General features: G+C 65.2%; 20 protein-coding genes. 13 read left to right on the top strand and 7 right to left on the bottom strand.

The features are described from left to right. Positions 1-81: 81 nt before the first annotated feature. The 3 genes from AC1RM6_RS17235 to AC1RM6_RS17225 all read left to right on the top strand — a co-directional run bounded on the left by AC1RM6_RS17235 (position 82) and on the right by AC1RM6_RS17225 (position 3,920). On the top strand, positions 82-1,017 hold the full coding sequence (locus AC1RM6_RS17235; protein WP_493103371.1) for a ribose-phosphate pyrophosphokinase: 936 nt from the start codon (positions 82-84) through the stop codon (positions 1,015-1,017). Between the two features lie 159 nt (positions 1,018-1,176). Next, entirely contained in the window at positions 1,177-2,664 is a 1,488-nt protein-coding gene (locus tag AC1RM6_RS17230) for a capsular polysaccharide export protein, LipB/KpsS family (protein ID WP_493103369.1), read from the top strand. Next, the gene (locus tag AC1RM6_RS17225) at positions 2,661-3,920 is read left to right on the top strand and encodes a capsule polysaccharide biogenesis protein (RefSeq protein ID WP_493103367.1); all 1,260 of its coding nucleotides are present in this window, start codon (positions 2,661-2,663) and stop codon (positions 3,918-3,920) included. Before AC1RM6_RS17230 ends, AC1RM6_RS17225 begins: the two co-directional genes overlap by 4 nt. A gap of 42 nt (positions 3,921-3,962) precedes the next feature. On the opposite strand, the gene AC1RM6_RS17220 is transcribed toward AC1RM6_RS17225, so the two are convergent. From AC1RM6_RS17220 to AC1RM6_RS17210, 3 genes are read right to left on the bottom strand one after another with little or no spacing between them, the layout of a single operon-like run. Then, entirely contained in the window at positions 3,963-5,753 is a 1,791-nt protein-coding gene (locus AC1RM6_RS17220; protein WP_493103365.1) for an acyl-CoA dehydrogenase C-terminal domain-containing protein, read from the bottom strand. A 4-nt stretch (positions 5,754-5,757) separates the two neighbouring features. Further along, on the bottom strand, positions 5,758-8,070 hold the full coding sequence (locus AC1RM6_RS17215; RefSeq protein ID WP_493103363.1) for a 3-hydroxyacyl-CoA dehydrogenase/enoyl-CoA hydratase family protein: 2,313 nt from the start codon (positions 8,068-8,070) through the stop codon (positions 5,758-5,760). Position 8,071: 1 nt separating this feature from the next. After that, positions 8,072-9,208 carry a thiolase family protein gene (locus AC1RM6_RS17210; protein ID WP_493103361.1) on the bottom strand — a complete coding sequence of 379 codons (1,137 nt, stop codon included), beginning with the start codon at positions 9,206-9,208 and terminating at the stop codon, positions 8,072-8,074. Between the two features lie 186 nt (positions 9,209-9,394). Here AC1RM6_RS17210 and AC1RM6_RS17205 point away from each other — a divergent pair, with 186 nt between their 5' ends. The 4 genes from AC1RM6_RS17205 to AC1RM6_RS17190 all read left to right on the top strand — a co-directional run bounded on the left by AC1RM6_RS17205 (position 9,395) and on the right by AC1RM6_RS17190 (position 13,363). Continuing rightward, positions 9,395-9,802: a DUF2147 domain-containing protein gene (locus AC1RM6_RS17205; RefSeq protein WP_493103359.1), complete on the top strand. Its 408-nt coding sequence runs from the start codon at positions 9,395-9,397 to the stop codon at positions 9,800-9,802. A gap of 31 nt (positions 9,803-9,833) precedes the next feature. Next, positions 9,834-11,144, top strand: a complete 1,311-nt coding sequence (locus AC1RM6_RS17200; protein WP_493103357.1) for an OmpP1/FadL family transporter — start codon at positions 9,834-9,836, stop codon at positions 11,142-11,144. A gap of 67 nt (positions 11,145-11,211) precedes the next feature. Next, the gene (locus tag AC1RM6_RS17195; RefSeq protein WP_493103355.1) at positions 11,212-12,903 is read left to right on the top strand and encodes a long-chain-fatty-acid--CoA ligase; all 1,692 of its coding nucleotides are present in this window, start codon (positions 11,212-11,214) and stop codon (positions 12,901-12,903) included. A 55-nt stretch (positions 12,904-12,958) separates the two neighbouring features. Further along, positions 12,959-13,363, top strand: coding sequence for a MerR family transcriptional regulator (locus AC1RM6_RS17190; protein WP_493103353.1), 405 nt, complete (start codon positions 12,959-12,961; stop codon positions 13,361-13,363). Between the two features lie 10 nt (positions 13,364-13,373). Here the strand turns inward: AC1RM6_RS17190 and fahA are convergent, their stop codons facing one another. The 3 genes from fahA to hppD are packed head-to-tail and all read right to left on the bottom strand — an operon-like array spanning position 13,374 to position 17,044. Continuing rightward, complete coding sequence (gene fahA / locus AC1RM6_RS17185) at positions 13,374-14,672, bottom strand: fumarylacetoacetase (RefSeq protein ID WP_493103351.1); 1,299 nt, start codon at positions 14,670-14,672, stop codon at positions 13,374-13,376. Beyond that, positions 14,669-15,931, bottom strand: coding sequence for a homogentisate 1,2-dioxygenase (gene hmgA / locus AC1RM6_RS17180; RefSeq protein WP_493103349.1), 1,263 nt, complete (start codon positions 15,929-15,931; stop codon positions 14,669-14,671). The genes fahA and hmgA overlap by 4 nt, the downstream gene beginning before the upstream one ends. A 45-nt stretch (positions 15,932-15,976) precedes the next feature. Further along, positions 15,977-17,044 (bottom strand): 4-hydroxyphenylpyruvate dioxygenase, encoded by a 1,068-nt coding sequence (hppD, locus tag AC1RM6_RS17175; protein WP_493103347.1) that lies wholly within the window; start codon positions 17,042-17,044, stop codon positions 15,977-15,979. Between the two features lie 89 nt (positions 17,045-17,133). Between hppD and AC1RM6_RS17170 the strand changes: the two genes are divergently transcribed. The 6 genes from AC1RM6_RS17170 (at position 17,134) to AC1RM6_RS17145 (ending at position 24,354) form a co-directional block, all read left to right on the top strand. Continuing rightward, positions 17,134-17,598: a MarR family winged helix-turn-helix transcriptional regulator gene (locus AC1RM6_RS17170; protein WP_493103345.1), complete on the top strand. Its 465-nt coding sequence runs from the start codon at positions 17,134-17,136 to the stop codon at positions 17,596-17,598. Then, the gene (phhA, locus tag AC1RM6_RS17165; RefSeq protein WP_493103343.1) at positions 17,595-18,464 is read left to right on the top strand and encodes a phenylalanine 4-monooxygenase; all 870 of its coding nucleotides are present in this window, start codon (positions 17,595-17,597) and stop codon (positions 18,462-18,464) included. The genes AC1RM6_RS17170 and phhA overlap by 4 nt, the downstream gene beginning before the upstream one ends. A 460-nt stretch (positions 18,465-18,924) precedes the next feature. After that, a complete protein-coding gene (locus AC1RM6_RS17160) occupies positions 18,925-21,645 on the top strand; it encodes a TonB-dependent receptor plug domain-containing protein (RefSeq protein ID WP_493103342.1) in 2,721 nt (906 codons plus the stop codon). A gap of 101 nt (positions 21,646-21,746) precedes the next feature. Further along, the gene (locus AC1RM6_RS17155; RefSeq protein ID WP_493103340.1) at positions 21,747-23,351 is read left to right on the top strand and encodes a flavin monoamine oxidase family protein; all 1,605 of its coding nucleotides are present in this window, start codon (positions 21,747-21,749) and stop codon (positions 23,349-23,351) included. A 5-nt stretch (positions 23,352-23,356) separates the two neighbouring features. Further along, complete coding sequence (locus tag AC1RM6_RS17150) at positions 23,357-23,803, top strand: c-type cytochrome (RefSeq protein ID WP_493103338.1); 447 nt, start codon at positions 23,357-23,359, stop codon at positions 23,801-23,803. A 56-nt stretch (positions 23,804-23,859) separates the two neighbouring features. Next, a complete protein-coding gene (locus AC1RM6_RS17145; RefSeq protein ID WP_493103336.1) occupies positions 23,860-24,354 on the top strand; it encodes a RidA family protein in 495 nt (164 codons plus the stop codon). Positions 24,355-24,414: 60 nt separating this feature from the next. Here AC1RM6_RS17145 and AC1RM6_RS17140 read toward each other — a convergent pair whose 3' ends face one another. After that, positions 24,415-25,833 (bottom strand): methyl-accepting chemotaxis protein, encoded by a 1,419-nt coding sequence (locus tag AC1RM6_RS17140; RefSeq protein WP_493103334.1) that lies wholly within the window; start codon positions 25,831-25,833, stop codon positions 24,415-24,417. Positions 25,834-25,851: the final 18 nt, after the last annotated feature.

Below are 25,851 nucleotides of genomic sequence, written 5' to 3'. Positions count from 1 at the left end.
AAGCCACCCCTTCCCCCCGGCGGCCCTTGCGACTAAGAGCGCCGCCGAAGCCCAAGCGCCGCGCACAGGGAAAATAGGTCCATGAAGCTCCTCACCGGCAATTCCAACCTGCCGCTCGCCCAGGCGATTGCCGCCTATCTCGAACAGCCGCTCACCGACATGAGCGTGCGTCGTTTCGCCGACGAAGAGGTCTTCGTCGAGATTCACGAGAATGTGCGCGGCGAAGATTGCTTCGTGATCCAGTCGACCGGCTATCCGGCCAACGACAATCTAATGGAATTGCTGATCTGCATCGATGCGCTCAAGCGCGCGTCGGCCAAGCGGATCACCGCGGTGATCCCCTATTTCGGCTATGCCCGCCAGGACCGCAAACCCGGCCCGCGCACGCCGATCTCGGCCAAGCTGGTCGCCAACCTGCTCGAGACCGCCGGTGCCAACCGCGTATTGTCGGTCGATCTCCATGCCGGTCAGATCCAGGGTTTCTTCGACATCCCGACCGACAATCTCTATGCGGCCCCGGTGATGTCGGCCGACATCCAGGCGCGCTTTTCGGGACGCAACCTGATGGTGGTGTCGCCCGACGTCGGCGGTGTGGTGCGCGCCCGCGCGCTTTCCAAGCGGCTCGACAATGCGCCGCTGGCGATCGTCGACAAGCGCCGCGAGCGCCCCGGTGAATCCGAGGTGATGAACATCATCGGCGACGTCGCCGGCCGCTTCTGCATCCTGGTCGACGATATCGTCGATTCGGCGGGCACGTTGTGCAACGCCGCCGAAGCGCTGTTCCAGGCCGGCGCCGAAGGGGTCGTCGCCTATATCAGCCATGGCGTGCTGTCGGGCGGTGCGGTCGCCCGGGTCGAACGTTCGGCGCTGACCGAACTGGTGATCACCGATTCGATCGGCGCGCCGGCCGCGGTCGCCGATGCCAAGAAGATCCGGGTGCTGACGATCGCGCCGCTGCTCGGCGAGGCGGTCAAGCGCATCGCCGACGAAAGCTCGGTTTCGAGCCTGTTCGACTGATCGGCGGCGACGCCTTGATGGAGCCACAGTTCGGCTCCATCGTTCCCGGGCTTGTTTATGGCGACGCGCAGCAGCTCTGACGAGGACCGATCCTCGCCTATCGGGATCCGCTCGACGGCTCCCTTTCTGCGTTCACCGCCTTTTCCGGGAACCGACCCCGTGATCGCGGCGATCGGTTCGCGCCGGGCCGGGCTCGTCCATCGCACCGTGCTGTCGCCCGCCGAACTGGTACGTGCCGGCGACGTGATCGCCGCGCTAGTCGCGGAAAAAGTCGGTGGCGCGTTCTGGGATCATGCCGTCGACCCCTGGCGTCCGCGCCTCCCTGCCCCCCCGATCGAGGCCGGCGGCGATGACGAATGCGGCTTCGTCGCCTGGCTGCGCGGAGGCGATGTCGCGTGGACCAGCGCCGGCCTGTTCGCCGACTATGCCCGGGACGGCGCCCCGCACGCGATCGAGCGTGCGGTCACCGGCCTGCTGATCGACGACATCGACTATCGCGACCCTTTTTCGGGGAAATCGCTCCAGGTCGAGGGCGCGATCGCGCAGCTCGGCGCGTGGCGACGGATGATCGACCGCAACCAGGGGCTGGCGGTCGCCACCGGGATCAAGCGCTGGAAGCAGCGCGAGGTCGAGGCGATGCTGTGGCCCGGCGATCATCGCTTCCGTTTCGAGCGCAGCGCCGCGGGTGCGGTGCGGACCGCGACCGACCTTGGCGGCGCGATCGCGGTCTGGCCGACCCGCGCCCCGCGCGGCCTCGACGCGCTGGCCGCCGCACAGGGGGTTCAGGTCATTCCGGTCGAGGACGGCTTCATGCGCTCGGCGGGGCTCGGCAGCGATCTCTATCCGCCGCACTCGATCATCGTCGATCGCAGCGGCCTCCATTTCGATCCGCGCCAGCCAAGCGATCTCGAGAAGCTGATCGCCGCCGGAATCGACGATCCGCACCTGCTCGCCCGCGCTGAACGGCTGCGGCACATGATCGTCGACGGCGGGATCAGCAAATATGCTACCAGCCGCGCCCCGTTCGCAGCGCCCACGACGACCAGGCCGCTGGTGCTGGTCGCCGGCCAGGTCGTCGATGATCTTTCGGTGCGGTTGGGCGGGGCCGGCATCAGCAGCAATCTCGACCTGATCCGGCGGGCACGCGCCGAGGAACCCGACGCTTTTCTGATCTTCAAGCCGCACCCCGACGTCGATGCCGGCCACCGCAAGGGCAAGGTTGACGACGGAGAGGTGCTCCGGCACGCCGACCTGATCGTGCGCGACGTGCCAATGGCGTCGCTGCTCGATATCGTTGCGCGGGTACATATTTTGACGTCGCTCACCGGGTTCGAGGCACTTATGCGCAACTGCGAGGTTGTCACCCATGGCCAGCCCTTCTTCGCCGGATGGGGGTTGACGCGCGACCTTGCCCCAAGCATTGAACGCAGAAGGGGTCGCACCGTAACAATCACCGAATTGGTAGCTGCGACATTGATAGAATATCCACGATATCTCGACCCGGTCACCAAGTTGCCGTGTACGCCCGAGCTGCTCGTGGAACGGCTGATGGCTGAACCCGCGCCACGCGCGACCATGCTGACCCGTCTGCGCCGCCTCCAGGGCAGGCTGCGTCGTGCCCTTTCGGGACAGGGAACACGCGCATGAAACCCGGGATCGGCCCGCGACAGCGCTTCCTGTTCCTGCAGGGACCGCCGGGCCCCTTCTTCTTCACGCTGGGTCAGTCGCTGCGCGCGCTGGGACACCGCGTCCACCGGATCAACCTGAACGGCGGCGACCGCGCATCCTGGCCGGGCGAGGCGATCGATTATGCCGGGACCGCCGAACGCTGGCCCAGCTATATCGACAGCTTCCTCGTCGATCAGGGCATCACCGACATGATCCTGTTCGGCGATTGCCGTGCCCCGCACGTCGCGGCCAAGGGCATGGCGAAGCTGCGCGGCATCCGCGTCCATGTGTTCGAGGAGGGCTATATCCGTCCCGACTGGGCGACGCTCGAACTCGACGGCGTCAACGGCCATTCGACCCTGCCGCGCGATCCGCACTGGTATGTCGAGGCCGCGCGCGACCTGCCGCCGCTGCAGTCGTTGCCCCCGGTGCCGGCAACCTTCCGCCGTCGCGCGCGCGAGGCGACCGTCTATTATGCGCGAACCTATCTCGGTCGCATCCGCTTCCCGCATTATCGTTCGCATCGCGATCGCTCGTCGGTCGCGGAGGCGCTCGGCTGGGTCAAGCAATTCGCGCTGCGCCGCATCCACCGCGGCCAGGCCGAGGCCGCGCTCGCGCGGCTCGAAGGGCGGCGCTATTTCGCCTTTCCGCTCCAGCTCACCTCGGATCACCAGATCCGCGTCCATTCGCCGTTCGGGTCGATGGAGGCCGGCGCCAGCTATGTGATCGAAAGCTTCGCGCGGTCGGCGCCTGCCGACACGTTGCTGCTGATCAAGGAACATCCGCTCGACAACGGCCTGTTCAGCTGGGGACGCCTGATCCGGCGCGAAGCCTCGCGGCTCGGGGTCGAGGATCGGGTGCTGTTCGCCAAGGGCGGCGACATCAACGACATCATCAACGGCTCGGCGGGGGTCGTGACGATCAACAGCACCACCGGCACGCTCGCGCTGACTTTCGGGGTCCCGACGATCGCGCTCGGCCATGCCGTCTACAATGTCCCGCCGATCACCTTCGACGGGCCGCTCGACGAATTCTGGGCCAATCCGACCAGGCCCGATCCCGAGATCTGGGACGCCTTCTGCCGCGTCCTCCAGTCGCGCTGCCTGATCTATGGCGGCTTCGCGAGCGACGAAGGGATCGAATTGCTGGTCGCCGGCGCGATCACCCGTCTGGTCGAAGTCTCACCGGCGATGGCCGGCCTGTCGCAGCAGGCGGCGTTTCCCCAGCTCAAGTGATTGACCTGGGACGAGGCGATCGGCTTCGTCCCAGGTCATCGATCAGAACGCGTCTGCGTCCAGCGCCATCATCGAGCTCTTGCCGGCCTTGATCGCCATCAGATGCCCGCCGACCTGCGGCAGGATGCGCTCGTAGAAGAAGCGGACCGTGGTCAGCTTGGCGGCATAGAAGCCGTCGCCGTCTTCGCCTGTCGCCACCTTCACCCCGGCGATCTTCGCCGACTTGGCGAAGACATAGGCGATCCCGACCAGCCCGAGCATCCGGAGATAGTCGGTGCCGGCAGCCGCCGCTTCCTCGGGATCGGACAGGCCCTTCTGGGCGATCGTCGCAGTAGCGAGCTGGAGTGCGCCGAACGCCTTTTCGAGCCCGCCGACCAGATCCTCCATCCCCGGCACCGCCTTGTGAGCTTCGACGAAGCTGGCGACCGGATGGAAGAAGCTGCGCAGATAGCGGCCGGCATGCGCGCCGAGCTTGCGCCCGACCAGGTCGAGCCCCTGAATGCCGTTGGTGCCCTCGTAGATCATCGCGATCCGGGCATCGCGGGCATATTGCTCCATGCCATGCTCGCGGATGTAGCCATGGCCGCCATAGGTCTGGATGCCGAGCTGGGCCGCGTCATGGCCGAGATCGGTGAACAGCGCCTTCACCACCGGGGTCATCAGCGCGATGAAGTCCGACGCGCGCTGGCGCACCTCTGGCTCGGGCGAATGCTTCTCGGCATCGAGCGCACGCGCCACCCACAGGCCGAGCGCACGGCAGCCCTCGGTGTAGGCGCGCATCGTCATCAGCATGCGACGCACGTCGGGATGGACGATGATCGGATCGGCGGCGAGATCGGGGCGCTTGACCCCGCTCAGCGAACGGCCCTGGATGCGGTCCTTGGCGTAGGCGACCGCGCCCTGATAGGAGGCGACGCCCAGGCCCAGGCCCTGCACGCCGACCGAGACGCGCTCGGTGTTCATCATCGTGAACATCGCGGCGAGGCCCTTGTTGGGCTCGCCGACGATCCAGCCGGTCGCTTCGTCGAAGCTCATCTGGCAGGTCGCCGAGCCCTTGAGCCCCATCTTGTGCTCGATGCCGGTGCAGCTGACCCCGTTCGAGGGCCCGACCGAGCCGTCTTCCTTCGGCAGATATTTTGGCACCAGGAACAGGCTGATCCCGCGGACCCCGGAGGGGCCGCCGGCGATCCGCGCCAGCACCAGGTGGACGACATTGGCGGTCAGGTCATGGTCGCCGGCCGAAATGAAGATCTTGTTGCCGGTGATCTTGTAGCTGCCGTCGGGCTGGGGTTCGGCCTTGGTGCGCAACAGCCCCAGGTCGGTGCCGCAATGCGGCTCGGTCAGGCACATCGATCCCGACCATTCGCCCGACACCATCTTCGGCATGTAGCGCGCCTTGAGATCGGCGCTGCCATGGCTTTCGAGCGCCGCGGTGGCGCCGTGGGTGAGGCCCGGATAGAGGCTGAACGACACGTTCGCCGCGCAGATCATCTCCTCGACCAGCTTGTTGACCGTCTCCGGCAACCCCTGCCCGCCCCATTCGGGATCGCTGGCAAGCGAGCACCAGCCGCCCTGCGCGAACTGGTCATAGGCCGCCTTGAAGCCGGCGGGGGTTCGAACCACGCCATTTTCCCACAGGCAGCCCTCGAGATCGCCGCTGGCGTTGATCGGCAGCAACACGTCGCGGGCGAGCTTGCCGGCTTCCTCGAGCACCGCGTCGAGCAGGTCGGGCGTGAACTCCTCATGCGCGGCAAGACCGCCGAATCCATCGTCGTTGTGGAGTTCGTGGAGGACGAAGCGCATGTCGCGCAGCGGAGCATCATAGGTCTGCATCGGATCAGTTCCTCAGCGGCTTGCCGGTTTCGAGCATCGACTCGACCCGGGCAACGGTACGGGGATCGCGAACGCGCGCCATGAAGGCTTCGCGTTCGAGCGCGAGCATGTCCTGCTCGGAAACGGTGTCGACCAGATCGGCATCGCCGCCCGACAACACCTTCGCCAGCGTGTCGGACACCACCAGATCATAGTCGGTGGCGACGCCGAGCCGGTGGAAGCCCTGCGCAGCGATGCTCATGCCGGTGCGGCCGCTCGCGCCGGGCAGCCGGAAGGTCGGCGGCTCGGGCGGGGCATAGCCGTCGACGAGGCTGAGCGCCTTGGCCTTGGCATCGGCGAGCAGGCGGTCGCGGTTCATCGTGATCGCGTCGCCGGCGCGCAGGAACATATGCTCCTTCGCCTGCGCCGCGGACTTGGACACGGTGGCGACGCTCACCGTCTCGAACACCTTGGCGACCGCCGGCATCGGCCCCTTGGGGAGCAGGCCCGACTTCGCCCAGCGGTCGATCATCTCGCCGCACCCGCCCCAGCCGGGGACGAGGCCGACGCCGCATTCGACCAGCCCGATATAGGCCTCGGCATGCGCCTGGATCGCATCGCAATGGAGAAGGATCTCGCAGCCGCCGCCGAGCGCGAGCCCGGCGGGAGCGCCGACCACCGGGAAAGGCGCATATTTGATCGCCTTATAGGCCTGCTGGCCACCGGCGACGAGCTTCTCGATCTCGCCATAGGCGGCGATGTTGAGCGCGAACAGGGCGAGGCCGAGATTGGCGCCGGCCGAGAAATTGGCCGCATCGGTGTAGATCACCAGCGCCTTCATCGACTGGGCGACATGGCCGACCGCCTTGCCGAGGAGGCCGAGCGTATCGCCGTCGAGCGCGTTCATCTTCGAGGTGAACTCGAAACAGGCAACCCCGTCACCAATGTCCCACAGCGCCGCCGAACCATTTTTCAGGATCGGCTTGGCGGTGCGCTTGATGTCCTCGAGCAGGACGATGCCGTCGGCGCGGACGACGTCATGATAGTCGCCGTCGAGGCCGAGCGCCTGGCGCTTGCCATTTTCGATCCGGTAGAAGCTGCGGTCGCCCGCAATCTCGACCAGCTTCGGCACCGGCCGCCCTTCGGCCGCGAGCCGCTTGGCGAACGCCGCCGCACCGATCCGGTCGATCAGTTCGAACGGACCATATTGCCAGTTATAGCCGAGCTTCATCGCGTCATCGATCGCGACGATATCATCGGTCGCCTGGGGTACCAGGCCGGCGGCGTAGGAAAGCGTCTGGCCGAGCACCGCCCAGGCGAAATCGCCGGTCTTGCCCGGGATCGCGATCAGCTTGGCGAGTTCGACCTTCGGCGCATCGGCCTTGATGGCGGGGCGATAGTCGCCGGTCGCCAGATCGATCGCCTCCTTGCGGCGCTGGGCGCCGTCCTTGACCAGGCGATAGAATCCGCCCTTGCCCTTGCGGCCGGTGAAGCCGGTGGCGATCATCTTGTCGATCAAGGGCGACGGCCGTACCGAGGCGTGGAAGGCGTCGCCAGCGGCCAGGCTGTTGACCATGCTGTGCTGGAGCATCGGCATCAGGTCGATGCCGACCAAGTCGATCAACCCGAAAATGCCGGTATTGGGCACGCCCATCGGCCGGCCGGCGATCGCGTCGGCTTCCTCGACGGTGAGGCCCAGGTCGATCGCGGCGTTGACCGCGACCTGCAGCCAGTAGGTGCCGATGCGGTTGGCGATGAAGCCCGGCGAATCCTTGGCGTGGATCACGCTCTTGCCGAGCGCGCGGTCGCAGAAGGCATCGACCTTAGCCGCGGTCGCGGCGTCGGTCTTCTCGCCGACCACCAGTTCCATCAGCCGCATATAGCGCGGCGGATTGAAGAAATGGGTGATCAGGAAGTCCTGCGCGAAGGCGTCCGAACGCCCCTCGATCAGCCTGGCCAGCGGGATGGTCGAGGTGTTCGACGACACCGCGGTGCCCGGCGTGCGGACCTCTTCGAGCTTGGCATAGAGCGACTGCTTGATGTCGAGCCGCTCGACGATCGCCTCGACGATCCAGTCGCATTCGGCGACCTTGGCGAGATGATCGTCGATATTGCCGGTCTCGACCAGCTTCGCCGCGGCCTTCGACATGAACGGCGCGGGATCGGTCTTGAGCATGCGCGCTACCGCGCCCTCGGCGACCGCGTTACGATTCGCGCCGTCCTTGGGGACGATGTCGAGCAGCAGCACCGGCACCCCGGCGTTGGCGACCTGCGCGGCGATACCCGCGCCCATCGTGCCTGCGCCGATGACGCAGACCTTCCTGATCTGGCCGCTCATGTCAGATCGCCTCGAGGATGGTGGCGATGCCCTGGCCGCCGCCGATGCACTGGGTAGCGAGCGCATATTTGCCGCCCTCGCGCTTGAGCAGCGAGGCCGCCTTGCCGACGATGCGCGCACCGGTCGCACCCAGCGGATGGCCGAGTGCGATCGCGCCGCCATCGATGTTGATCGTCTCGGCGTTCAGTCCGAGTTCGCGGGCACAGGCCAGCGACTGGCTGGCGAACGCCTCGTTGAGCTCGACGACATTGAGGTCGCCGGCCGACAGACCAGCGCGATCGAGCGCCTTGCGCGACGCCGAGACCGGACCGATTCCCATGATCTCGGGCTCGCAGCCCGATACCGCGACGCTCTTGATGCGCGCGAGGATCTCGAGGCCGTTCGCCTTGGCATAGTCCTCGCTGGTGACCAGCACCGCCGAGGCGCCGTCGGTCAGCGGCGACGACGTGCCGGCGGTCACGGTACCGTTGGCGTCGAAGGCGGGCTTGAGGCCGGCGAGGATCTCCGCGGTGGTGTCGGGGCGGATGATGCCGTCCTGGTCGACGATGCCGTTCTTGGTCTGGATCGGGACGATCTCGTCGACGAACTTGCCCGCGGCGCGCGCCTCTGCGGCCTTGTGCTGGCTGCCGGCGGCGAACGCCTCCTGGTCGGCGCGGGTGATCTGGAACTTGCTCGCGACGTTCTCGGCGGTCTCGCCCATCGACATATAGGCGCCAGGGCGCTTCTTGACGAGTTCGGGCGACGGCAGCGGGTTGTAGCCCATCATCGGCACCCGGCTCATGCTCTCGAGCCCGGCGCAGATGAACACCTCGCCGGCGCCGATCGCGATCTGGCCGGCAGCGATGTGGATCGCGCTCATCGACGAACCGCAGAAGCGGTTCACGGTCATGCCGCCGATCTTGATCGGCAGATCGGCAAGCAACCCGATCAGCCTGGCGACGTTGAGGCCCTGTTCGGCTTCAGGGAAGGCACAACCGAGAACGATGTCCTCGATATCCTCCGCCTTGACCTTGGTCTTTTCGATGAGCCCGCGAATCACCTGGGCGGCGAGATCGTCGGGGCGGACACGGGCCAACGCGCCCTTGCCTGCGAGGTGGAAGGGCGAACGGGCGAAGCCCGCGATAACGACATTCTGCATGGAACGGCTCTCCGACATGCGGCCTTTTTGCAACGACCGACAAATTTGCCCTAATGGTGCAAAGATTGCCCTATACGTCAAGATAATTTTGATGCAGAAAGGTCGGCAGGAGGTCGGATCAACCGGCGCCGGAGTGCAGCAACAACCGCCGAGCCGCGGAAAAGCTGCGAGAGGATGGAGAAAAAAATGGCCGTCACCCTGATCGCCATCGCAATGGCCGCCGCGGTAATGCCGCCGGAGGCAGCTGTTGGACGCTGGAAGACCGAAACCAAGAACGGGATCGTCGAGATCGCGCGCTGCGGCACCTCGCTGTGCGGCACGCTGCTGACGTCGGACGGCATCGCGGCCAATCCCAATTTGACCGACGCCAACAACAAGGAAGCATCGCTGCGCGGGCGCAAGCTCAAGGGGCTGCAGATGCTCAACGGCTTCAAATATGCCGACGGCGTCTGGAACGACGGCAGCATCTACAACGCCGACGACGGCAAGACCTATGATGCCCGCATCACGATGGTCGATGCCAACACGCTAAAGCTGCGCGGCTGCATCTTCGTGCCGCTCTGCAAGAACCAGATCTGGCGCCGCGTGCGCTGACAGAACCAGAAAAGAGATGAGGAACCCCTATATGATGACGAGCAAGATCGGCCGCACCGCGCTGTGGGCCACGGTGTGCGGCGCCGCGCTGACGGCGTGGAGCGGCGCGGCCAACGCGTCGGCCTTCTACCTGCAGGAGCAGTCGACCAAGGCCGCGGGCCGCGCCTTCTCGGGCGAAGCCGCCGACCAGGGCGCCGAGTCGCTGTGGTGGAACCCGGCCGCGATCGCCGGCAACGCGAAGAGCAGCGCCTATATCGGTGCCTCGGCGATCCTGCCCAATACCAAGGTCAGCAACAACAACACGCTGATCAAGCGTCCGACCAACGCGACCCCGGTCGCGGTCGGCGGCGACCAGGTGTCGAACGATCCGATCAAGAAGGGCGTGCTGCCGTCGATGGGCGTCGCCTACCGCCTCAACGACCAGTGGGCAGTCGGCGTCGCGGTGACCTCGCCGTTCAGCTTCAAGACCGATTATCCCGCGACCAGCTGGGCGCGCTACACCGCCGACAAGACCAAGCTGACCACGATCGACATCCAGCCGACGATCGCCTTCGCCCCGACGCCGATGATCGGCATCGGCATCGGCCTGAACGTCGAGCATAGCGACGCGACCCTGTCGAACGCGCTGCCCAACGTCCTGGCGTCGCTGCCCGATGGTTCGCAGACGCTCAAAGGCAAGGGCTGGGACGTCGGCTATTCGATCGGTGTCCAGCTCCACCCGACCGACAAGATCGACCTCGGCCTGGCCTACAAATCGTCGGTCAAGCACAAGCTCGACGGCGACGTCACCATCGCCGGCCTGCTCGGCCCGCTCGCCGGCCAGAACGCCAATATTCCCGCCAAGGCAACCTTCCGCACCCCGTGGCAGATCACCGGATCCGCGCGCGTGAAGGTCGTCGAGAATCTGACCCTCAACGGCCAGGTCACCCGCGCGGGCTGGAACAAGTTCGACGCGATCCGGCTCGGCGCGCCGCTCAACACCGCGATCCCCGAGGACTATCGCAGCACCTGGGCGATCGGCGGCGGCTGGGATTATGACATGACCCCGGCCTGGACGCTGCGCGGCGGCGTGCAGTGGGACCAGACCCCGACCCGCGACGGCGAACGCGATGCCCGCGTTCCCGATTCGAACCGCGTGAACTTCGCGCTGGGCACCTCGTACAAGATCTCGAACGCGATCACCCTCGATGCGGCGACCAACTATGTCCGCTTCCAGAAGGCGAGCATCGACCGGGTCACCGCGGCCTATGCGGGCACGGCGGTGCAGACCCCGATCCTGGTCGACGGCCGGGTCAAGGCCAGCGCGATCGTGCTCAGCCTCGGCGCCCGCGCCTCGTTCTGAGCCCTCTCTTCCCGCCGGGCGGAATCGCCCGGCGGGAACAAGACAGATTACCGGAGACCGAAGCAAAATGGCCGGCGATACCGTGACAGCGACTCCCACCACCCCAGGCGGAGCGGCCGGCCATGCTCCCGTCGACATCCCCCCGCGGCTGCTCCCCGAACTGATCGACAAGGCGGTTGCGCAACATCCCGAGCGGGTCGCGATCGATTTTCTCGGCCGCCGCACCAGCTATGCCCAGCTCGGCGACCTCGTCGCCCGCGCCGCCAAGGGGCTGCAGGATCTCGGCGTCGGACCCGACACCCGCTTCGGCCTTTGCCTACCCAACACCCCCTATTTCGTGATCCTCTATTTCGCCGCGCTCAAATGCGGGGCGACGATCGTCAATTTCAATCCGCTCTATGTCGAGCATGAGCTCCGGCATCAGATCAAGGATTCGGGCACGACCTTCATGGCGGTCCCCGACCTGAAGATGATCCATTCGAAGGTCGCCGCGGTCGCCGACGAAGCCGGCCTCAAGACGATCATCGTCTGCCCGATGACCGACATATTGCCGCGACTCCAGTCGATCGGCTTCGCGCTGTTCAAGCGCGCCGACCATGCCCTGGTCCCGCATGACGGGCGCCATGTCTCGTTCCGGACGATCATCGCCAATCATGGCGGCGCGAAGCCGGTGGCGATCTCGCCCGACGATGTCGCGGTGCTCCAATATACCGGCGGCACCACCGGCGTCCCCAAGGGAGCGATGCTGACCCACGCCAATCTCACCGCCAATTGCCGCCAGATGGTGCTGCATATCGGCGGCGAGCCGTTGCGGCAGGATCGAATCCTCGGTGTGCTGCCGATGTTCCACGTGTTCGCGCTGACGACGGTGCTCAATTTCAGCATCGACACCGCCGCCGAGATGGTGCTGCTGCCGCGCTTCGAGATCGACCAGTTCCTGAAAGCCGCGAAGCGCACCCGGCCGACCAAGCTGCTCGCGGTGCCGACGATGCTGACCGCGATCATCAAGGCCGCGCAGCAGCGCGAACTCCATTTCGACGATCTCGAATTCTGCGTCTCGGGCGGCGCGCCGCTGCCGTTCGACGTCCGCAACGAGTTCGAGAAACTCACCGGCTGCCGCGTCGTCGAGGGCTATGGCCTCTCCGAAAGCTCACCGATCATCACCTGCAACCCCGTTTATGGCGCGGTGAAGGACAATAGCGCCGGCCCCGCCTTCCCGGGCACGGTGATCGAGATCCGCAGCCTCGAAGACCCGCATGTGTTGATGCCGCAGGGCGAGCGCGGCGAGGTCTGCGCGCGCGGCCCGCAGGTGATGAAGGGCTATTGGAACCGCCCCGCCGACACCGAGAAGACCTTCGTCGATGGCGCGTTGCGCACCGGCGACGTCGGCTATCTCGACGAGGACGGCTATCTCTTCCTGGTCGATCGCATCAAGGACGTGATCATCGCGGGCGGTTACAACGTCTATCCGCGGGTGATCGAGGAAGCGCTCTACGATCATCCGGCGGTGCTCGAGGCGGTCGTGATCGGGGTGAAGGACGAATATCGCGGCCAGGCGCCCAAGGCGTTCGTGGTGCTGCGGCCCGACCAGAGCGCGACGGTCGATGCGCTGTGCGAATTCCTCAAGACCCGGCTGTCGAAGATCGAGATGCCCAAGCAGATCGAGATTCGCGAAAGCCTGCCCAAGACACTGATCGGCAAGCTGTCGAAAAAGGAACTGGTCGAGGAAGAAGCCCGGAAATCCGCGGGTGCGGCATGACGCGGGGGCTTGCCAGACGGTGACCGATCGCCGAGAGGGCCGACAGGGGACGACTATGGCCAGACGGGACGCACAGGGCGAGCGCGAAAGCCTCCAGAATATCCAGAAAGTGGCGGCCGAACTGGGGATCACCAGCCGGACGATCCGCTTCTATGAAGACAAGGGCCTGCTCGACCCGCAGCGCGCCGGGTCGATGCGCGTGTACACCAAGCGCGAGGTCGCCCGCCTGCAGCTGATCCTGCGCGGCAAGCGGCTGGGCTTCACGCTGCGCGACATCAAGGAGTTCCTCGACCTCTACGACGTCGACACGCTCCATCTGACCCAGGTCAAGCATCTGCGCGAACGCGTGCGCGAGCGCGTCGCCGAGCTTCGCCACCAGAAGGAAGCGCTCGAACTGACGATCGCCGAACTGATCGACGTCGAACGCCAGGCCACCGACCGGATCGACTCGGCGACGTAAAATGCGGCGCTCAACGCGCCGGCATGACGATCCCGCTGCACGATCCGAAACCGATCGGCGCATAGCCGTCGGCGCGCGCGGTCCCCGACAGAGTCAACTCGTCGCCATCCTCGAGGAAGGTTCGCGTCTCGCCGTTCGGCAGCGCCACCGGCCGGCTGCCGCCGACCGACAACTCCATCAGACTGCCATAGCCGGTCTCGTCGGGCGCCGAGATGGTGCCGGTACCGATCAGGTCGCCCGGCTGCAGGTTGCAGCCGTTCGAGGCATGGTGGGTGAGGATCTGCGCCACGGTCCAATACATGTTCGAGGCCGGTCCGCGGCTCAGCCGGTGCGGCGCTAGGCCCGCTTCGCGCATCCGCGCGGTGGCGATGGACACTTCGAGGTCGATGGCGAGCGCGCCGGCGCGCTGGTCGGCATCGTCCCACAGATAATCGAGCGGCCGGGGATCGCCTTCGGGTCGCGGCGGCTGGGGAAGCCCGAACGGCGCCATCGCCTCGGCGGTCACCACCCAGGGCGAGACCGTGGTCAGGAAATTCTTGGCGAGGAACGGCCCGAGCGGCTGATATTCCCAGGCTTGGAGATCGCGGGCCGACCAGTCGTTGAGCAGGCAATAGCCCGCGACATGCCCGCCCGCCTCGCCGATCGGAATCGGCGTGCCCAGCTCATTGCCCTGCCCGACCCAGATCCCGAGTTCGAGCTCATAATCGAGCCGCCGCGCGGGGCCGAAGCTCGGCGCCGGCGCGTCGGGCGTCTTGCGCTGCCCGTTCGGACGGATGACCGGGGTGCCCGACGGCCGCACCGACGACGCCCGGCCATGATAACCGATCGGCACATATTTATAGTTGGGCAGCAACGGGCTGTCGGGCCGGAATTGGCGGCCGATATTGTTGGCGTGATGAATGCCGACGTAGAAATCGGTGTAGTCGCCGATCGCCGCCGGCAGCTGCATCGCGCAGTCGGCGGCGTCATAGACGAGATAGGAGATCCGGTCGCGATGCCGCGCATTGCCGAGCAGTTCCGACAGGCAGTGGCGCAGCACCAGCCGCCGCTCGGGGGCAAGCGCGAACAGCCGGTTCAGCGTGGTTTCGCTCAGCGCCTCGTGGAAATCGGCCGGCAGGATCTTATCGTGCAGCAGGCCCTTGAGATCGAGCACCGCGTCGCCGATCGCCACGCCGATCCGGGGCGCTCCGCCGCCCGGACGGACGACGCCGAACGGCAGGTTCTGGATCGGAAAGGCGGCATGGCCGTTCGCGCTCTCGACCCAGCTGGTGCGCGCGGGATCATGGGTCTCGTCGATGTCGTGGGTCATGCGGGCAGCCTTGCCTTGGCGAAGCCCGACCAGCAATCGTCATAATCGAGCTGGGCGAGCGGGGTTTCGGTCGCGAAGCGGGTCGGCGCAAATATGTCGCGGCTTTCGAACATGAACGCCATCGTGTTCTCGATCCTGTGCGGCTTCAGATCCGCGGCGACCGCCGCCTCGTAGCTCGCCCGATCGGGGCCGTGCCCCGCCATCCGGTTGTGCAGCGATCCGCCGCCGGGCGCGAAACCGCCGGCCTTGGCGTCATAGGCGCCGGTGATCAGCCCCATATATTCGCTCATCACGTTGCGATGGAACCAGGGCGGTCGAAAGGTGCCCTCGGCGACCATCCAGCGCGGCGGGAAGATCACGAAATCGCAGTTGGCGGTGCCGGGGGTGTCGCTGGGCGAGGTCAGCACGGTGAAGATCGACGGATCGGGATGATCGAAGCTGACCGTGTTGATCGTGTTGAAGCGGGTCAGGTCGTAGCGGCATGGCGCAATATTGCCGTGCCAGGCGACGACGTCGAACGGCGAATGGTCGAGCATCGTCGCCCACAGCCGCCCGCTGAACTTCTGGACCAGTTCGGTCGGCACGTCGCGATCCTCGTACCACGCGACCGGGCTCTCGAAATCGCGGGGATTGGCGAGGCCGTTCGATCCGATCGGCCCGAGATCGGGCAGGCGGAACGGTGCGCCGTGATTCTCGCAGACATAGCCGCGCGCGGTGCCCCCGACCGGATCGATCCGGAACCGCACCCCGCGCGGCATCAAGACGATCTGCAGCGGCGCGACCGCGATCACCCCCATCTCGGTGACGATGTGCAGCCCCCCCTGCTGCGGCACGATCAGCATCTCGCCATCGGCATTGGTGAAGACGCGACCGGTCATCGGCCGGTTGATCGCATAGAGATGGACGCCGATCCCGGCATTGCCGGCGAAGCTCACCAGCCCGTCGACGAAGTCGGTCGGCGATTCGGGCAACGGCAGCGGATCCCAGCGCAACCGATTGGGACTGGGCGGCAACTCGTCATAAGGCGCCGGGCGAAGCAGGGTCGGCTGCGGATAAGGCACAAACGGCGGATGGTTCGCCGCCGGCCGCATCCGGTAGAGCCAGCTGCGCCGATTCTCGGCGCGGGGTGCGGTGAAGGCGCTGCCGGACAGCTGCTCGGCATAGAGCCCGAACGGGACCTGCTGCGGCGAGTTGCGCCCGACCGGCAGCGCCCCGGGCACCGCCTCGGTGGCGAAATGGTTGCCGAAACCGGTCAGCATCACTTTACGCCCCTCCCTTCAAGGGAGGGGGAGGCATTTGCCCCCTCACTCCGCCACCTTCACCACCCCGCGGCGGATCTGGTCGAGCTCGATCGATTCGAACAGCGCCTTGAAATTGCCTTCGCCGAAGCCGTCATTGCCCTTGCGCTGGATGATCTCGAAGAAGATCGGCCCGACCATATTCTCGGTGAAGATCTGCAGCAGCAGGCCGCCGCCGGTCTCGGGCGCGCCGTCGATCAGGATGCGGCGCTGGCGCATCGCCTCGATGTCGTGGCCATGGCCGGGCAGGCGCTGGTCGATCATGTCGAAATAGGTCTCGGGCGAATCCTGGAAGCGGATGCCGTTGGCCCGCAGCCGGTCGACGGTGGCGAAGATGTCGTCGGTCGCCAGCGCGAGATGCTGGATCCCCTCACCCTTATATTCGCGCAGGAACTCCTCGATCTGCGAATGCTCGTCCTGGCTTTCGTTGAGCGGGATACGGATCTTGTCGTCGGGTGCGGTCATCGCCCGCGACAGCAAGGCGGTCGCCTTCCCCTCGATGTCGAAATAGCGGATCTCGCGGAAATTGAAGATGCTCTCGTAGAATCCGGCCCAGTGGTTCATCCGCCCGCGATGGACATTGTGGGTCAGGTGATCGAGCGTGTGCAGCCCGACCGAGCGGCTGTCGCGCTCGGCGTCCGCGACGGGCACGAAATCGACGTCGTAAATCTCCTGCGCGCCATAGCGGTCGACCAGATAGAGGTTCGATCCGCCGATCCCCTCGATCGCCGGGATGTTGAGCTCCATCGGACCGACCGGGCCGTGGACCGGGGTGGCGCCGCGCTTCACCGCCTCCTCGAACGCCGCCTTCGCGTCGTGGACGCGGAACGCCATCGCATTGGCCGACGGGCCATGGGCATTGCGGAAGGCGGCGGCCTGGCCCTCGGTCTCCATGTTGAGCAGGAAGTTCATGTCGCCCTGCTGGTAGCGGCGCACCTTCTTCGAACGGTGGTTGGCGAGATGGGTGAAGCCCATCGCCTCGAATAGGTCGGCCAGCAGCTGCGGCTCGGGGCTGGTGAATTCGACGAACTCGAAACCGTCGAGACCCAGCGGATTTTGGGTGGCCGAATCCATGTCCATCTCCGTTAACACTTGCAAGTCGTATCAATTGAAACCAAATATGCGGCATTGCCTAAATGGTGTCAAACGATACGATCTGCAGCATGACCGGTTCCGCACTCATCCTCGACGACTTCCTGCCCTACCGGCTGTCGGTGGCGACCAATGTCGTCAGCGATCGGATCGCCACGGCCTATGAGGCGCTGTTCGGGCTCAAGATCCCCGAATGGCGGCTGGTCGCGGTGATCGCCGAGCATGACGGCATCACCCAGCAGACGATCTGCCTGAAGACCCGCATGGACAAGGTCACCGTCAGCCGCGCCGCGATCGCGCTCGCCGGCCGCGGGCTGATCGACCGCAAGCCGCATGAAGGCGACCGGCGGTCGCATCTGCTCGAGCTGACCCCGGCAGGACGCGCGCTCTATGCCGAGGTCGCCCCCAAGGCGCTCGAACTCGAAGCGGAGATTTTCGGCCGGTTCGACCGGGCCGAGCTCGACGCCTTCGTCGCCATGCTGCGGCGAATCGAGACCGCGGCGCTGGCCGATACGCCGCAGGAGGCTGCGGCATGAAGGGCGGCACCCAGCCCGATCCGACGCCGCCGCCGGGCGCCGCGCCCGACTGGACGATCCCGCAGGACTGGGCACGCTATACCGCCGACGAGCATGCGATGTGGGACCGGCTGTTCGCCCGCCAGTCGGCGATGCTGCCGGGGCGGGTCGCCCCCGCCTTCCTCGAAGGCCTCGACATGTTGCGCATGTCGAAGCCCGGCATTCCCGACTTCGCCGAACTGTCGGACCGGCTCGGCAAGGCGACCGGCTGGAGCGTGGTCGCGGTGCCGGGGCTGGTTCCCGACGCGGTGTTCTTCGACCATCTCGCCAATCGCCGCTTCGTCGCCGGCCGTTTCATCCGCAGGCCCGACCAGATCGACTATCTCGAGGAGCCCGACGTCTTCCACGACGTGTTCGGCCATGTCCCGCTGCTCGCGAACCCGGTGTTCGCCGACTATATGCAGGCTTATGGCGAAGGCGGCCTGCGCTCGCTCGAACTCGGCGCGCTCGACAAGCTGGCGCGGCTCTACTGGCACACCGTCGAGTTCGGGCTGATCCGCGACGGCACCGGGCTCAAGCTCTACGGCGCGGGCATCGTCTCCTCCTATGGCGAATCGATCTTCGCGCTCGACGATCCGTCGCCGAACCGGATCGGCTTCGACCTCAAGCGGGTGATGCGCACCCGCTATCGGATCGACGACTATCAGCAGAATTATTTCGTGATCGACAGCTTCGACGATCTGCTCCGCCAGACCCTCGAGGCCGATTTCGGCCCGCTCTACGCGGAGCTCGCCGATGGCGAGGATATCGCACCCGGCACCATCCTGCCGCAGGACGATGTCCTGCATCGCGGCACCCAGGCACACGCTACCGCTACGGCAGGCTGAAAAGCCGCGGGAAAGCGCCGAAAAGCGCGGCCGGACGTCGGCACCCGACCTCTCACGTTCCACAATCGTAAAATATTTCAATTCGATGATGGCGGAAACGCGCACCTCGCTCGTCTGACAGGGAGAGCAGGCCTTTGCGCCCGCACGCGGGCGCCCGAACAGCGAGTTGCAGAATTACAACAGCAACTCCCTTTTCGCGGCCACCGCAGGTTTTTACGGATTTGAAATATTGTAGCCGATCAAAATTCAAATAGGCTGCATGATATAACGGTCATTGGGAGCATGATTCGAACCAACAGCTGAAGTAAATAAATTTCTGGATAATAATAAATACGGGAGACGCCTGGCGTTTTTCGTTCGTCCGGTCGCAATTTGTCTTTAGCCAGTCGAACATATTCTACATTTGACCGACCTACGGGGGTGGGACCTGAAAGATGAGAATCTTTCTTTGGGGGGTCACATGAAAAGAATCAGTCTCTTATCGACGGCGGCGGTCGCGCTCGTCACGCTATCGTCCAGCGCCTATGCGCAGACAGCGCCCGCCGCGGCCGCCGACGAGGCAACCGGCGACGACACGATCATCGTCACCGGCACCCGCACCACCGGCTTCAAGGCGTCGGACAGCCCCGCGCCGATCCAGGTGCTCGGCAATGACGCGCTCAAGAAGGTCGGCCAGACCGATCTGATGCAGGCGCTCGCGCAGAATATCCCGTCGATCCAGGTCCAGGCTTTCGGCAGCGACCAGACCGCCTTCCACCCTTCGGTCAAGCTGCGCGGTCTCAACCCGAATCACGCGCTCGTGCTCGTCAACAGCAAGCGCCGCCATGGCACCGCCAGCGTCGCGGTCGCCGGCGGTCCGTTCGGCGGCAACGCATCGGCCGACCTCGCCTTCATTCCGCAGGACTCCATCGAACGTATCGAGGTGCTGCAGGATGGCGCCGCCGCGCAATATGGCACCGACGCGATCGCCGGCGTCATCAACATCATCCTGAAAGACAAGGACCATGGCGGCGAGATCAACCTCACCGGCGGCAAATATTTCGATCAGGGCGGCCAGAGCTGGGATGCGATGGGCACGGTCGGCTTCGCGCCGATCGAAGACAGCTACATCGACGTAACGATCGAACGCAAGTTCAAGAATTACAGCTTCCGCGGCGACGTCGACCCGCGCGTCGCACCCGACTCCCGCACGGGCCCTGCGCTGCTCGCCCAGTTTCCGGGCGCGACCAGCGCGCCATATTACCCCTATGTGAACCGCATCGTCGGTGACGGCCGCCTGCAACTGACCAACGGCTTCGTGAATGCGGGCTATAAAGGCTTCGACGGCATCGAGCTCTATGCATTCGGCAATTATGGCCGCAAGATCGGACGAACCAACCAGAATTACCGCCTGCCGAACGTCATCTTCGGCAAGATGCCCAAGACCGGCACCGCGGCTGCGACCAGCGCCGCGACCTCGGCGGACGTCCCTTATCCGTCGGGCTTCCAGCCGCAGGAACTGACGGAGGAGACCGATTACTCCTATGCATCGGGCGTCAAGGGCGAGTTGGCGACCGTCACCTTCGATGCCGGCTTCAACTATGGCTATGATCGCCATGACATCTTCGTCGACCGCTCGGCCAACGCCGCGCTTTATTACGACTCGTCGAGCACGACCACCAAGGGCTTCTCGCCAACCAAGACCTTCAACGGCGCCTTCCTGTTCAAGACCTATTCGGGCACACTCGACCTGGGCAAGGATCTCGACGCGGGGCTGGCCGAGCCCGTCCACATCGCCGGCGGCCTCGAATATCGCCGCGAGAGCTTCGAGCTCAAGCAGGGCGAGGAAGCATCCTATTATGTCTCCAAGAACCCGTCCGCGCCCGGTGGCGGCATCCAGTCCTTCTTCGGTTACGGCCCCGCCAACGCCAGCTACAACTATCGCAAGAACTTCTCGCAATATCTCGACATCAGCACCAAGCCGGTCGACGCCTGGCTGATCGACGCCGCCGCCCGCCACGAACATTATAGCGACTTCGGCAACACGACGATCTTCAAGGTCACCAGCCGGTACGACTTCAACGACGCCATCGCGGTTCGCGGCACCGTCTCGACCGGCTTCCGTGCGCCGACGCTGCCAGAAGCCTTTTATTCGGGGATCAACGTCAGCGTTGCGTCGCTGTCGGGCGTTTTCGCGCCCAATTCCGCGGGTGCGAAGTTCCTCGGCATTTCAGGGCTGAAGCCGGAGAAATCGACGAACTATAGCTTCGGCTTCGTCTTCAAGCCGGTATCCAGGCTGACCGTGACGCTCGATGCCTATTCGATCGGGATTCGCGACCGCATCGTCCAGTCGGGCAGCTTCACCGGCTATTCGAACAACTGCAAATATCTGCCGGCCGGCTATACCGGAACCCAGGACGTCGACGCCCTGTACCGGGCATTTGCCGCCAACACGGGCAATACTTGCACCGGCGTCGTGTCGCCCCAGGTATTGAACGCCCTGTATGCCAACGGCGTACCGATCCAGAGCGTGATCAACACGATCAACGGCGGCCAGAGCGGTTCGCTGTCGGTGCAGAGCTTCGTCAACGGCGTGAAGACGCTGACCCAGGGCATCGATTTCCTCGCGACCTACAGCAGCGACTTCAACGATTACGGCAAGGTTTCCTGGTCCTTCGCCGCCAACTACAACAAGACCAAGATCAAGTCGGTCAATGCTCCGCCGGCCAACGTCAACCAGTCCACGCCGATCCTCGATCGGGGGGCGCAGACGACGCTGACCAATACGACGCCGAAATTCCGCGCCACGGCAGGCGCGTTCTGGGAACTGGGCGGTTTCAGCGTCAACTTGCGCGAATCATTCTACAGCAGGACTTCGCAGGATCAGACCTTCCCGACCAACGCGAGCCAATATAACACCTATTACGTCAACTCGGCGTTCATCACCGATCTCGAAGTCGCTTATGAATTGACGACGGGAATCAAGTTCGCGCTCGGCGCCAACAATCTGTTCAACAAATATCCCAACAAATATCCGGGCGACAAGAACGACGTGACCACCTACCGTGGCGCGCAATATTGCATCACCGGCAGCCCGACGACCTGCTCGCCAGGCACCGGCTACATCACCAAATATCCGACCTTCTCGCCCTATGGCATCAACGGCGGATATTATTACGCACGTGCAACGTTTAAATTCTAATAGGTTGCCGGCCGGGGGTGGCATCGCCGCTCCCGGCCTTTCTTTGCCTGAAATCAATCGATACGATCGACCCGATGGGTCGCGCACATGAAGGACGAATGATGGGTGAGCTTGCTGATGGGGTGGGCGTCGGCGCCTTCACCCGGCGTCGTTTTCTCGAGCGGCTGGCGACGATGGGCGGCACCGCGATGCTGCTCGCGGGCATGGACGCGCTCGGGTTCGGCATCGGATCGGCAATGGCGGCACCGCCCAAGCTGAGCGGCACCCCCAAGAAGAAGAAGGTGATCGTGCTCGGCGCCGGCAATGCCGGACTCGCCTCGGCCTATGAGCTCACCAAGGCCGGCTATGAGGTCACCGTCATCGAGGCGCGCTCCTTCCCCGGCGGCCGCGCCCAGACCGCGCGCAAGGGTTTTTCGCTGACCGAACTCGGCGGCCAGCCGCAGACCTGCACCTTCGACGAAGGCCAGTATATCAACATCGGCCCGTGGCGGATCCCCTATCACCATCATTCGACGCTGCACTACACCAAGCTGTTCAACGTGCCGCTCGAGCTGTTCAACAACGACAACGACGCCTCCTACCTGTACATGGACAAGGGCAAGGGCCCGCTCGCCGGCAAGCCGATCCGCAAGGGCGAGATCGCGGCCGACATGGTCGGCTATTCGTCCGAGATCCTCGCCAAGAACGCCAAGCAGGGCGCGCTCGACGGCCAGCTTTCGCCCGAGGACAAGGAGAAATTCATCGAATTCCTCGTCAACTATGGCGCGCTGTCGAAGAAGGATCTGAGCTACACCGGCGCCGAAGGCCGCGGCTTCATCATCGAGCCCGGCGCGGGCACCGATCCCGGCCCCGGCAAGCCCAACGTCCCTTACAAGCTCGACGACCTGCTCAACTCGGGCCTCTACCGCACCCTCACCGGCATCGCCGGCTGGGACCAGCAGCGCACGATGTTCCAGCCGGTCCAGGGCATGGAGCAGATCCCCAAGGCGATCGCCCGGCACCTGCCCGAGGGCATGATCAAATTCTCGACCGAGGTGCAGCGCATCCGCCAGGATGCCAAGGGCGTGACCGTCGATGTGATCAAGGACGGCGCGCCGGCGACGATCACCGCCGACTGGTGCATCTGCACGATCCCGCTGTCGGTGCTCAAGGGCATCGACAACGGCCTGTCGCAGCCGTTCAAGGACGCGATGGCCAAATGCGCCTATGCGCCGGTCGGCAAGATCGGCCTGCAGATGAAGCGCCGTTTCTGGGAGGAGGACCATTCGATCTATGGCGGCCATGTCTTCACCGACAATGCCGACATCAATTCGATCTCGCTGCCGTCGACCGGCTGGCAGAGCCAGAAGGGCGTGCTGCTCGGCTATTATAATTTCGGTCCCGACGCGGCGAAGGTGTCGGGCAAGTCGATCGCCGATCGCGCCGCGATGGCGGTCGATTTCGGCCAGAAAGTGTTCCCGGCCTATAAGGAAAGCTACGAAAGCAGCTTCTCGGTCGCCTGGCACCGGGTGAAATATAATCTCGGCGGCTGGGGCGTGTGGAGCGATGAGGCCCGCGCCACCGCCTATCCGGTGCTGTGCGAGCCCGACGGCCGCATCTACCTCGCCGGCGAACATCTGAGCTATATCGGCGGTTGGCAGGCCGGCGCCTTCGAAAGCGCCTGGCAGCAGATCGAGCGGCTCCATGCGCGGGCGATGAAGGGTTGACGGCGATGCGTATTGTGCTGACTTTCCTCCCCGCCGCGGCGCTGCTCGGTGTCGCCGCGCTGTCGCAGACGGTGTCCGCCCAGGCCACCCACGCCCCGCCGGTGCCGTCGGCGCCGGCGGCGGGGCTCGATCCGGCCAAGACCTTCAGCGACAATTGCGCCGCCTGCCACCAGGAAGACGGCAAGGGGATCGAGGGCGCCTTCCCAGCGCTTGCCGGCGACAAGTTCGTGCTCGGCGACGCCGCCGCACCGATCCATGTCGTGCTCGATGGGCGCGCGGGCATGCCGACCTTCAAGGCCGACCTGACCGACGATCAGATCGCCGCCGCGCTCACCCATGTCCGCACCTCTTGGGGCAATGCCGCCGGGCCGGTCACCGCCGCCGAGGTTGCCGCGATCCGCACCGGCACCGCCCCGAAGGCCGGCGAGGTGAAGCCGATCCAGGCCCATTGATCCCGCGACGACACTACCGCAGACCCCAGACTGACGACCCTCAAGGAGATACGCCCATGAAGAGCATCCTGTTCGGCGCCCTCGCCGGCCTCATGATCGCCTCGGCCGCCCAGGCCGCCCCCGTCGACCGCATCCAGAGCCCGATGCCCGACGGCAAGCCCGGCCTGATCCTCAAGGGCGTGATCGTCCCCGCCGGCTACGAGACCTTCTACCTCTCGGGCCAGCTCGCCGATCCGATCGATCCCGCCAAGAAGGCGACGATGGAGGATTTCGGCGACACCAAGACCCAGACCCAGAGCGTGCTCAAGAAGATCAAGGAACTGCTTGAGAGCAAGGGCTATGCGATCACCGACGTGATCAAGATGCAGGCGTTCCTCGCCTCCGATCCCAAGCTCGGCAAGATCGACTTCGCGGGCTTCAACGACGCCTTCAAGGAATATTTCAACAACGGCAACACCGTCGCGCGCTCGACCTTCCAGGTCGCCAACCTCGTCGCGCCGATGTTCCTCGTCGAACTCGAAGTGACCGCGGTCAAGCAGCCGAAGAAATAATCGAGCACCGGCTCCGATCCCCATCGGATCGGAGCCGGCGCCTGCCTCTGCGCCATGTCGTCACGCGGCGAGGCGGCGCTCCCCGGCACGCTTTTCCATCATCGCCGCCGCCTGGTTCGTCGCCTGTCGCGTATGGGCGGCAAGTTTCTTGACTTCGCTGGCCACGATCGCAAAACCGCGCCCTGCATCGCCGGCGCGCGCCGCTTCGATCGTCGCGTTCAGCGCCAGCAAATTGGTCTGGTTGGCGATGCCGTTGATCGCGGCGACGATCGCCGCGAGTTGCTCGAGCATCTCGTCGGTCTCATGCCGACCCCGGGCAAGTTCGGCCTGAATTGTCTCGCCCTCTTCCAATCGCGCTTGCACCTCGCCTTCCAGCGCGACCTGGCGGGTGACGTCGCTGGCGATCTTGAGAATGCTCAGCGGTTTGCCCTGGGCATCGAAAATCGGATTGTAGCTCGCCTGGATCCACACCTCGCGGCCGCCTTCGCCGTAACGCCGATAGCGGCCGGCATCATATTCTCCACGGCCGAGCCTTTCCCAGAAATTCCGATACTCGACCGAGCCGGTCGATCGCGGATCGCACAACATCCGATGATGCCGGCCGACCACCGCCTCCCGGTCGTAACCGAAGGCGTCGAGGAAGTTGGCGTTGGCTTCGAGCACATGGCCCTCGAGATCGAACTCGACGACCGCCTGCGATCGCTCGATCGCGTTGACCTTGCCCTCGAACACGGCATCGCGCCGCTTGTCCTCGGTGATATCGGTCGCGAACTTGACGATCTTCAGCGGCCGCCCCTCGGGATCGAGGATCGGGTTGTAGGTGGCCTGCAGCCAGACGTCGCGCCCGTCACGGGCTTTTCGGCGATAGACTCCGGCATCGAACGCCCCCGCGCCCAGTTTTGCCCAGAAATCGCGATATTCGGCGGACGCCGCGGTGCGCTGATCGCAGAACATATTGTGGTGCCGGCCGACGATTTCCTCGCGCGCATAGCCGACACAGGCGAGGAAATTCTCGTTGGCGTCGATGATTGTGCCGTCGAGCGCGAATTCGATCGTCGCCAGCGATCGATCGATCGCCGCGATCTTGCCGGCCGCCTCGGCGGCGCGCAGCTTGGTCGAGGTGATGTCGGATGCGATCTTCAGGATACGCCGTGCGACGCCGTCGGCATCGAAAACCGGATTATAGGTCGCCTGCAGCCATATCTCGCGACCATCCTTGCCGAGCCGCTTATATTCGCCGGCGTCGAATTCGCCGCGGCCCAGTTTCGACCAGAAGGCGTCATAGTCCGGCGCGGCGACATGCTCGCGGGTACAGAACATCCGATGATGCCGCCCGGCGATCTCGTCGAGCCGGTAGCCCGTCACCGCCAGGAAACGGTCATTGGCCCAGAGGATCGTGCCGTCGGCCGAAAATTCGATGACCGCCTGCGATCGGCATATCGCGTTCCATGCCGAAGCGGTCTCCGCTCTGCCGCCCAACCGATCGCCATGCACACG

This window comes from Rhizorhabdus sp. GW822-FHT03C02, assembly GCF_058801765.1.
Note: the sequence above shows the minus strand (reverse complement) of the source record. Positions and strands in the feature narration are given on the sequence as shown.

Excerpts from the sequence above, each read along its gene's own strand:
- AC1RM6_RS17205 (WP_493103359.1), top strand. The coding sequence starts at position 9,395 with ATGGCCGTCACCCTGATCGCCATCGCAATGGCCGCCGCGGTAATGCCG.
- AC1RM6_RS17170 (WP_493103345.1), top strand. The coding sequence starts at position 17,134 with ATGACCGGTTCCGCACTCATCCTCGACGACTTCCTGCCCTACCGGCTG.
- phhA (WP_493103343.1), top strand. The coding sequence starts at position 17,595 with ATGAAGGGCGGCACCCAGCCCGATCCGACGCCGCCGCCGGGCGCCGCG.
- fahA (WP_493103351.1), bottom strand. The coding sequence starts at position 14,672 with ATGACCCACGACATCGACGAGACCCATGATCCCGCGCGCACCAGCTGG.
- AC1RM6_RS17195 (WP_493103355.1), top strand. The coding sequence starts at position 11,212 with ATGGCCGGCGATACCGTGACAGCGACTCCCACCACCCCAGGCGGAGCG.
- AC1RM6_RS17155 (WP_493103340.1), top strand. The coding sequence starts at position 21,747 with ATGGGTGAGCTTGCTGATGGGGTGGGCGTCGGCGCCTTCACCCGGCGT.
- AC1RM6_RS17210 (WP_493103361.1), bottom strand. The coding sequence starts at position 9,208 with ATGCAGAATGTCGTTATCGCGGGCTTCGCCCGTTCGCCCTTCCACCTC.
- hppD (WP_493103347.1), bottom strand. The coding sequence starts at position 17,044 with ATGGATTCGGCCACCCAAAATCCGCTGGGTCTCGACGGTTTCGAGTTC.
- AC1RM6_RS17220 (WP_493103365.1), bottom strand. The coding sequence starts at position 5,753 with ATGCAGACCTATGATGCTCCGCTGCGCGACATGCGCTTCGTCCTCCAC.
- AC1RM6_RS17150 (WP_493103338.1), top strand. The coding sequence starts at position 23,357 with ATGCGTATTGTGCTGACTTTCCTCCCCGCCGCGGCGCTGCTCGGTGTC.
- AC1RM6_RS17215 (WP_493103363.1), bottom strand. The coding sequence starts at position 8,070 with ATGAGCGGCCAGATCAGGAAGGTCTGCGTCATCGGCGCAGGCACGATG.
- AC1RM6_RS17235 (WP_493103371.1), top strand. The coding sequence starts at position 82 with ATGAAGCTCCTCACCGGCAATTCCAACCTGCCGCTCGCCCAGGCGATT.
- AC1RM6_RS17200 (WP_493103357.1), top strand. The coding sequence starts at position 9,834 with ATGATGACGAGCAAGATCGGCCGCACCGCGCTGTGGGCCACGGTGTGC.
- AC1RM6_RS17160 (WP_493103342.1), top strand. The coding sequence starts at position 18,925 with ATGAAAAGAATCAGTCTCTTATCGACGGCGGCGGTCGCGCTCGTCACG.
- AC1RM6_RS17225 (WP_493103367.1), top strand. The coding sequence starts at position 2,661 with ATGAAACCCGGGATCGGCCCGCGACAGCGCTTCCTGTTCCTGCAGGGA.
- AC1RM6_RS17190 (WP_493103353.1), top strand. The coding sequence starts at position 12,959 with ATGGCCAGACGGGACGCACAGGGCGAGCGCGAAAGCCTCCAGAATATC.
- AC1RM6_RS17145 (WP_493103336.1), top strand. The coding sequence starts at position 23,860 with ATGAAGAGCATCCTGTTCGGCGCCCTCGCCGGCCTCATGATCGCCTCG.
- hmgA (WP_493103349.1), bottom strand. The coding sequence starts at position 15,931 with ATGCTGACCGGTTTCGGCAACCATTTCGCCACCGAGGCGGTGCCCGGG.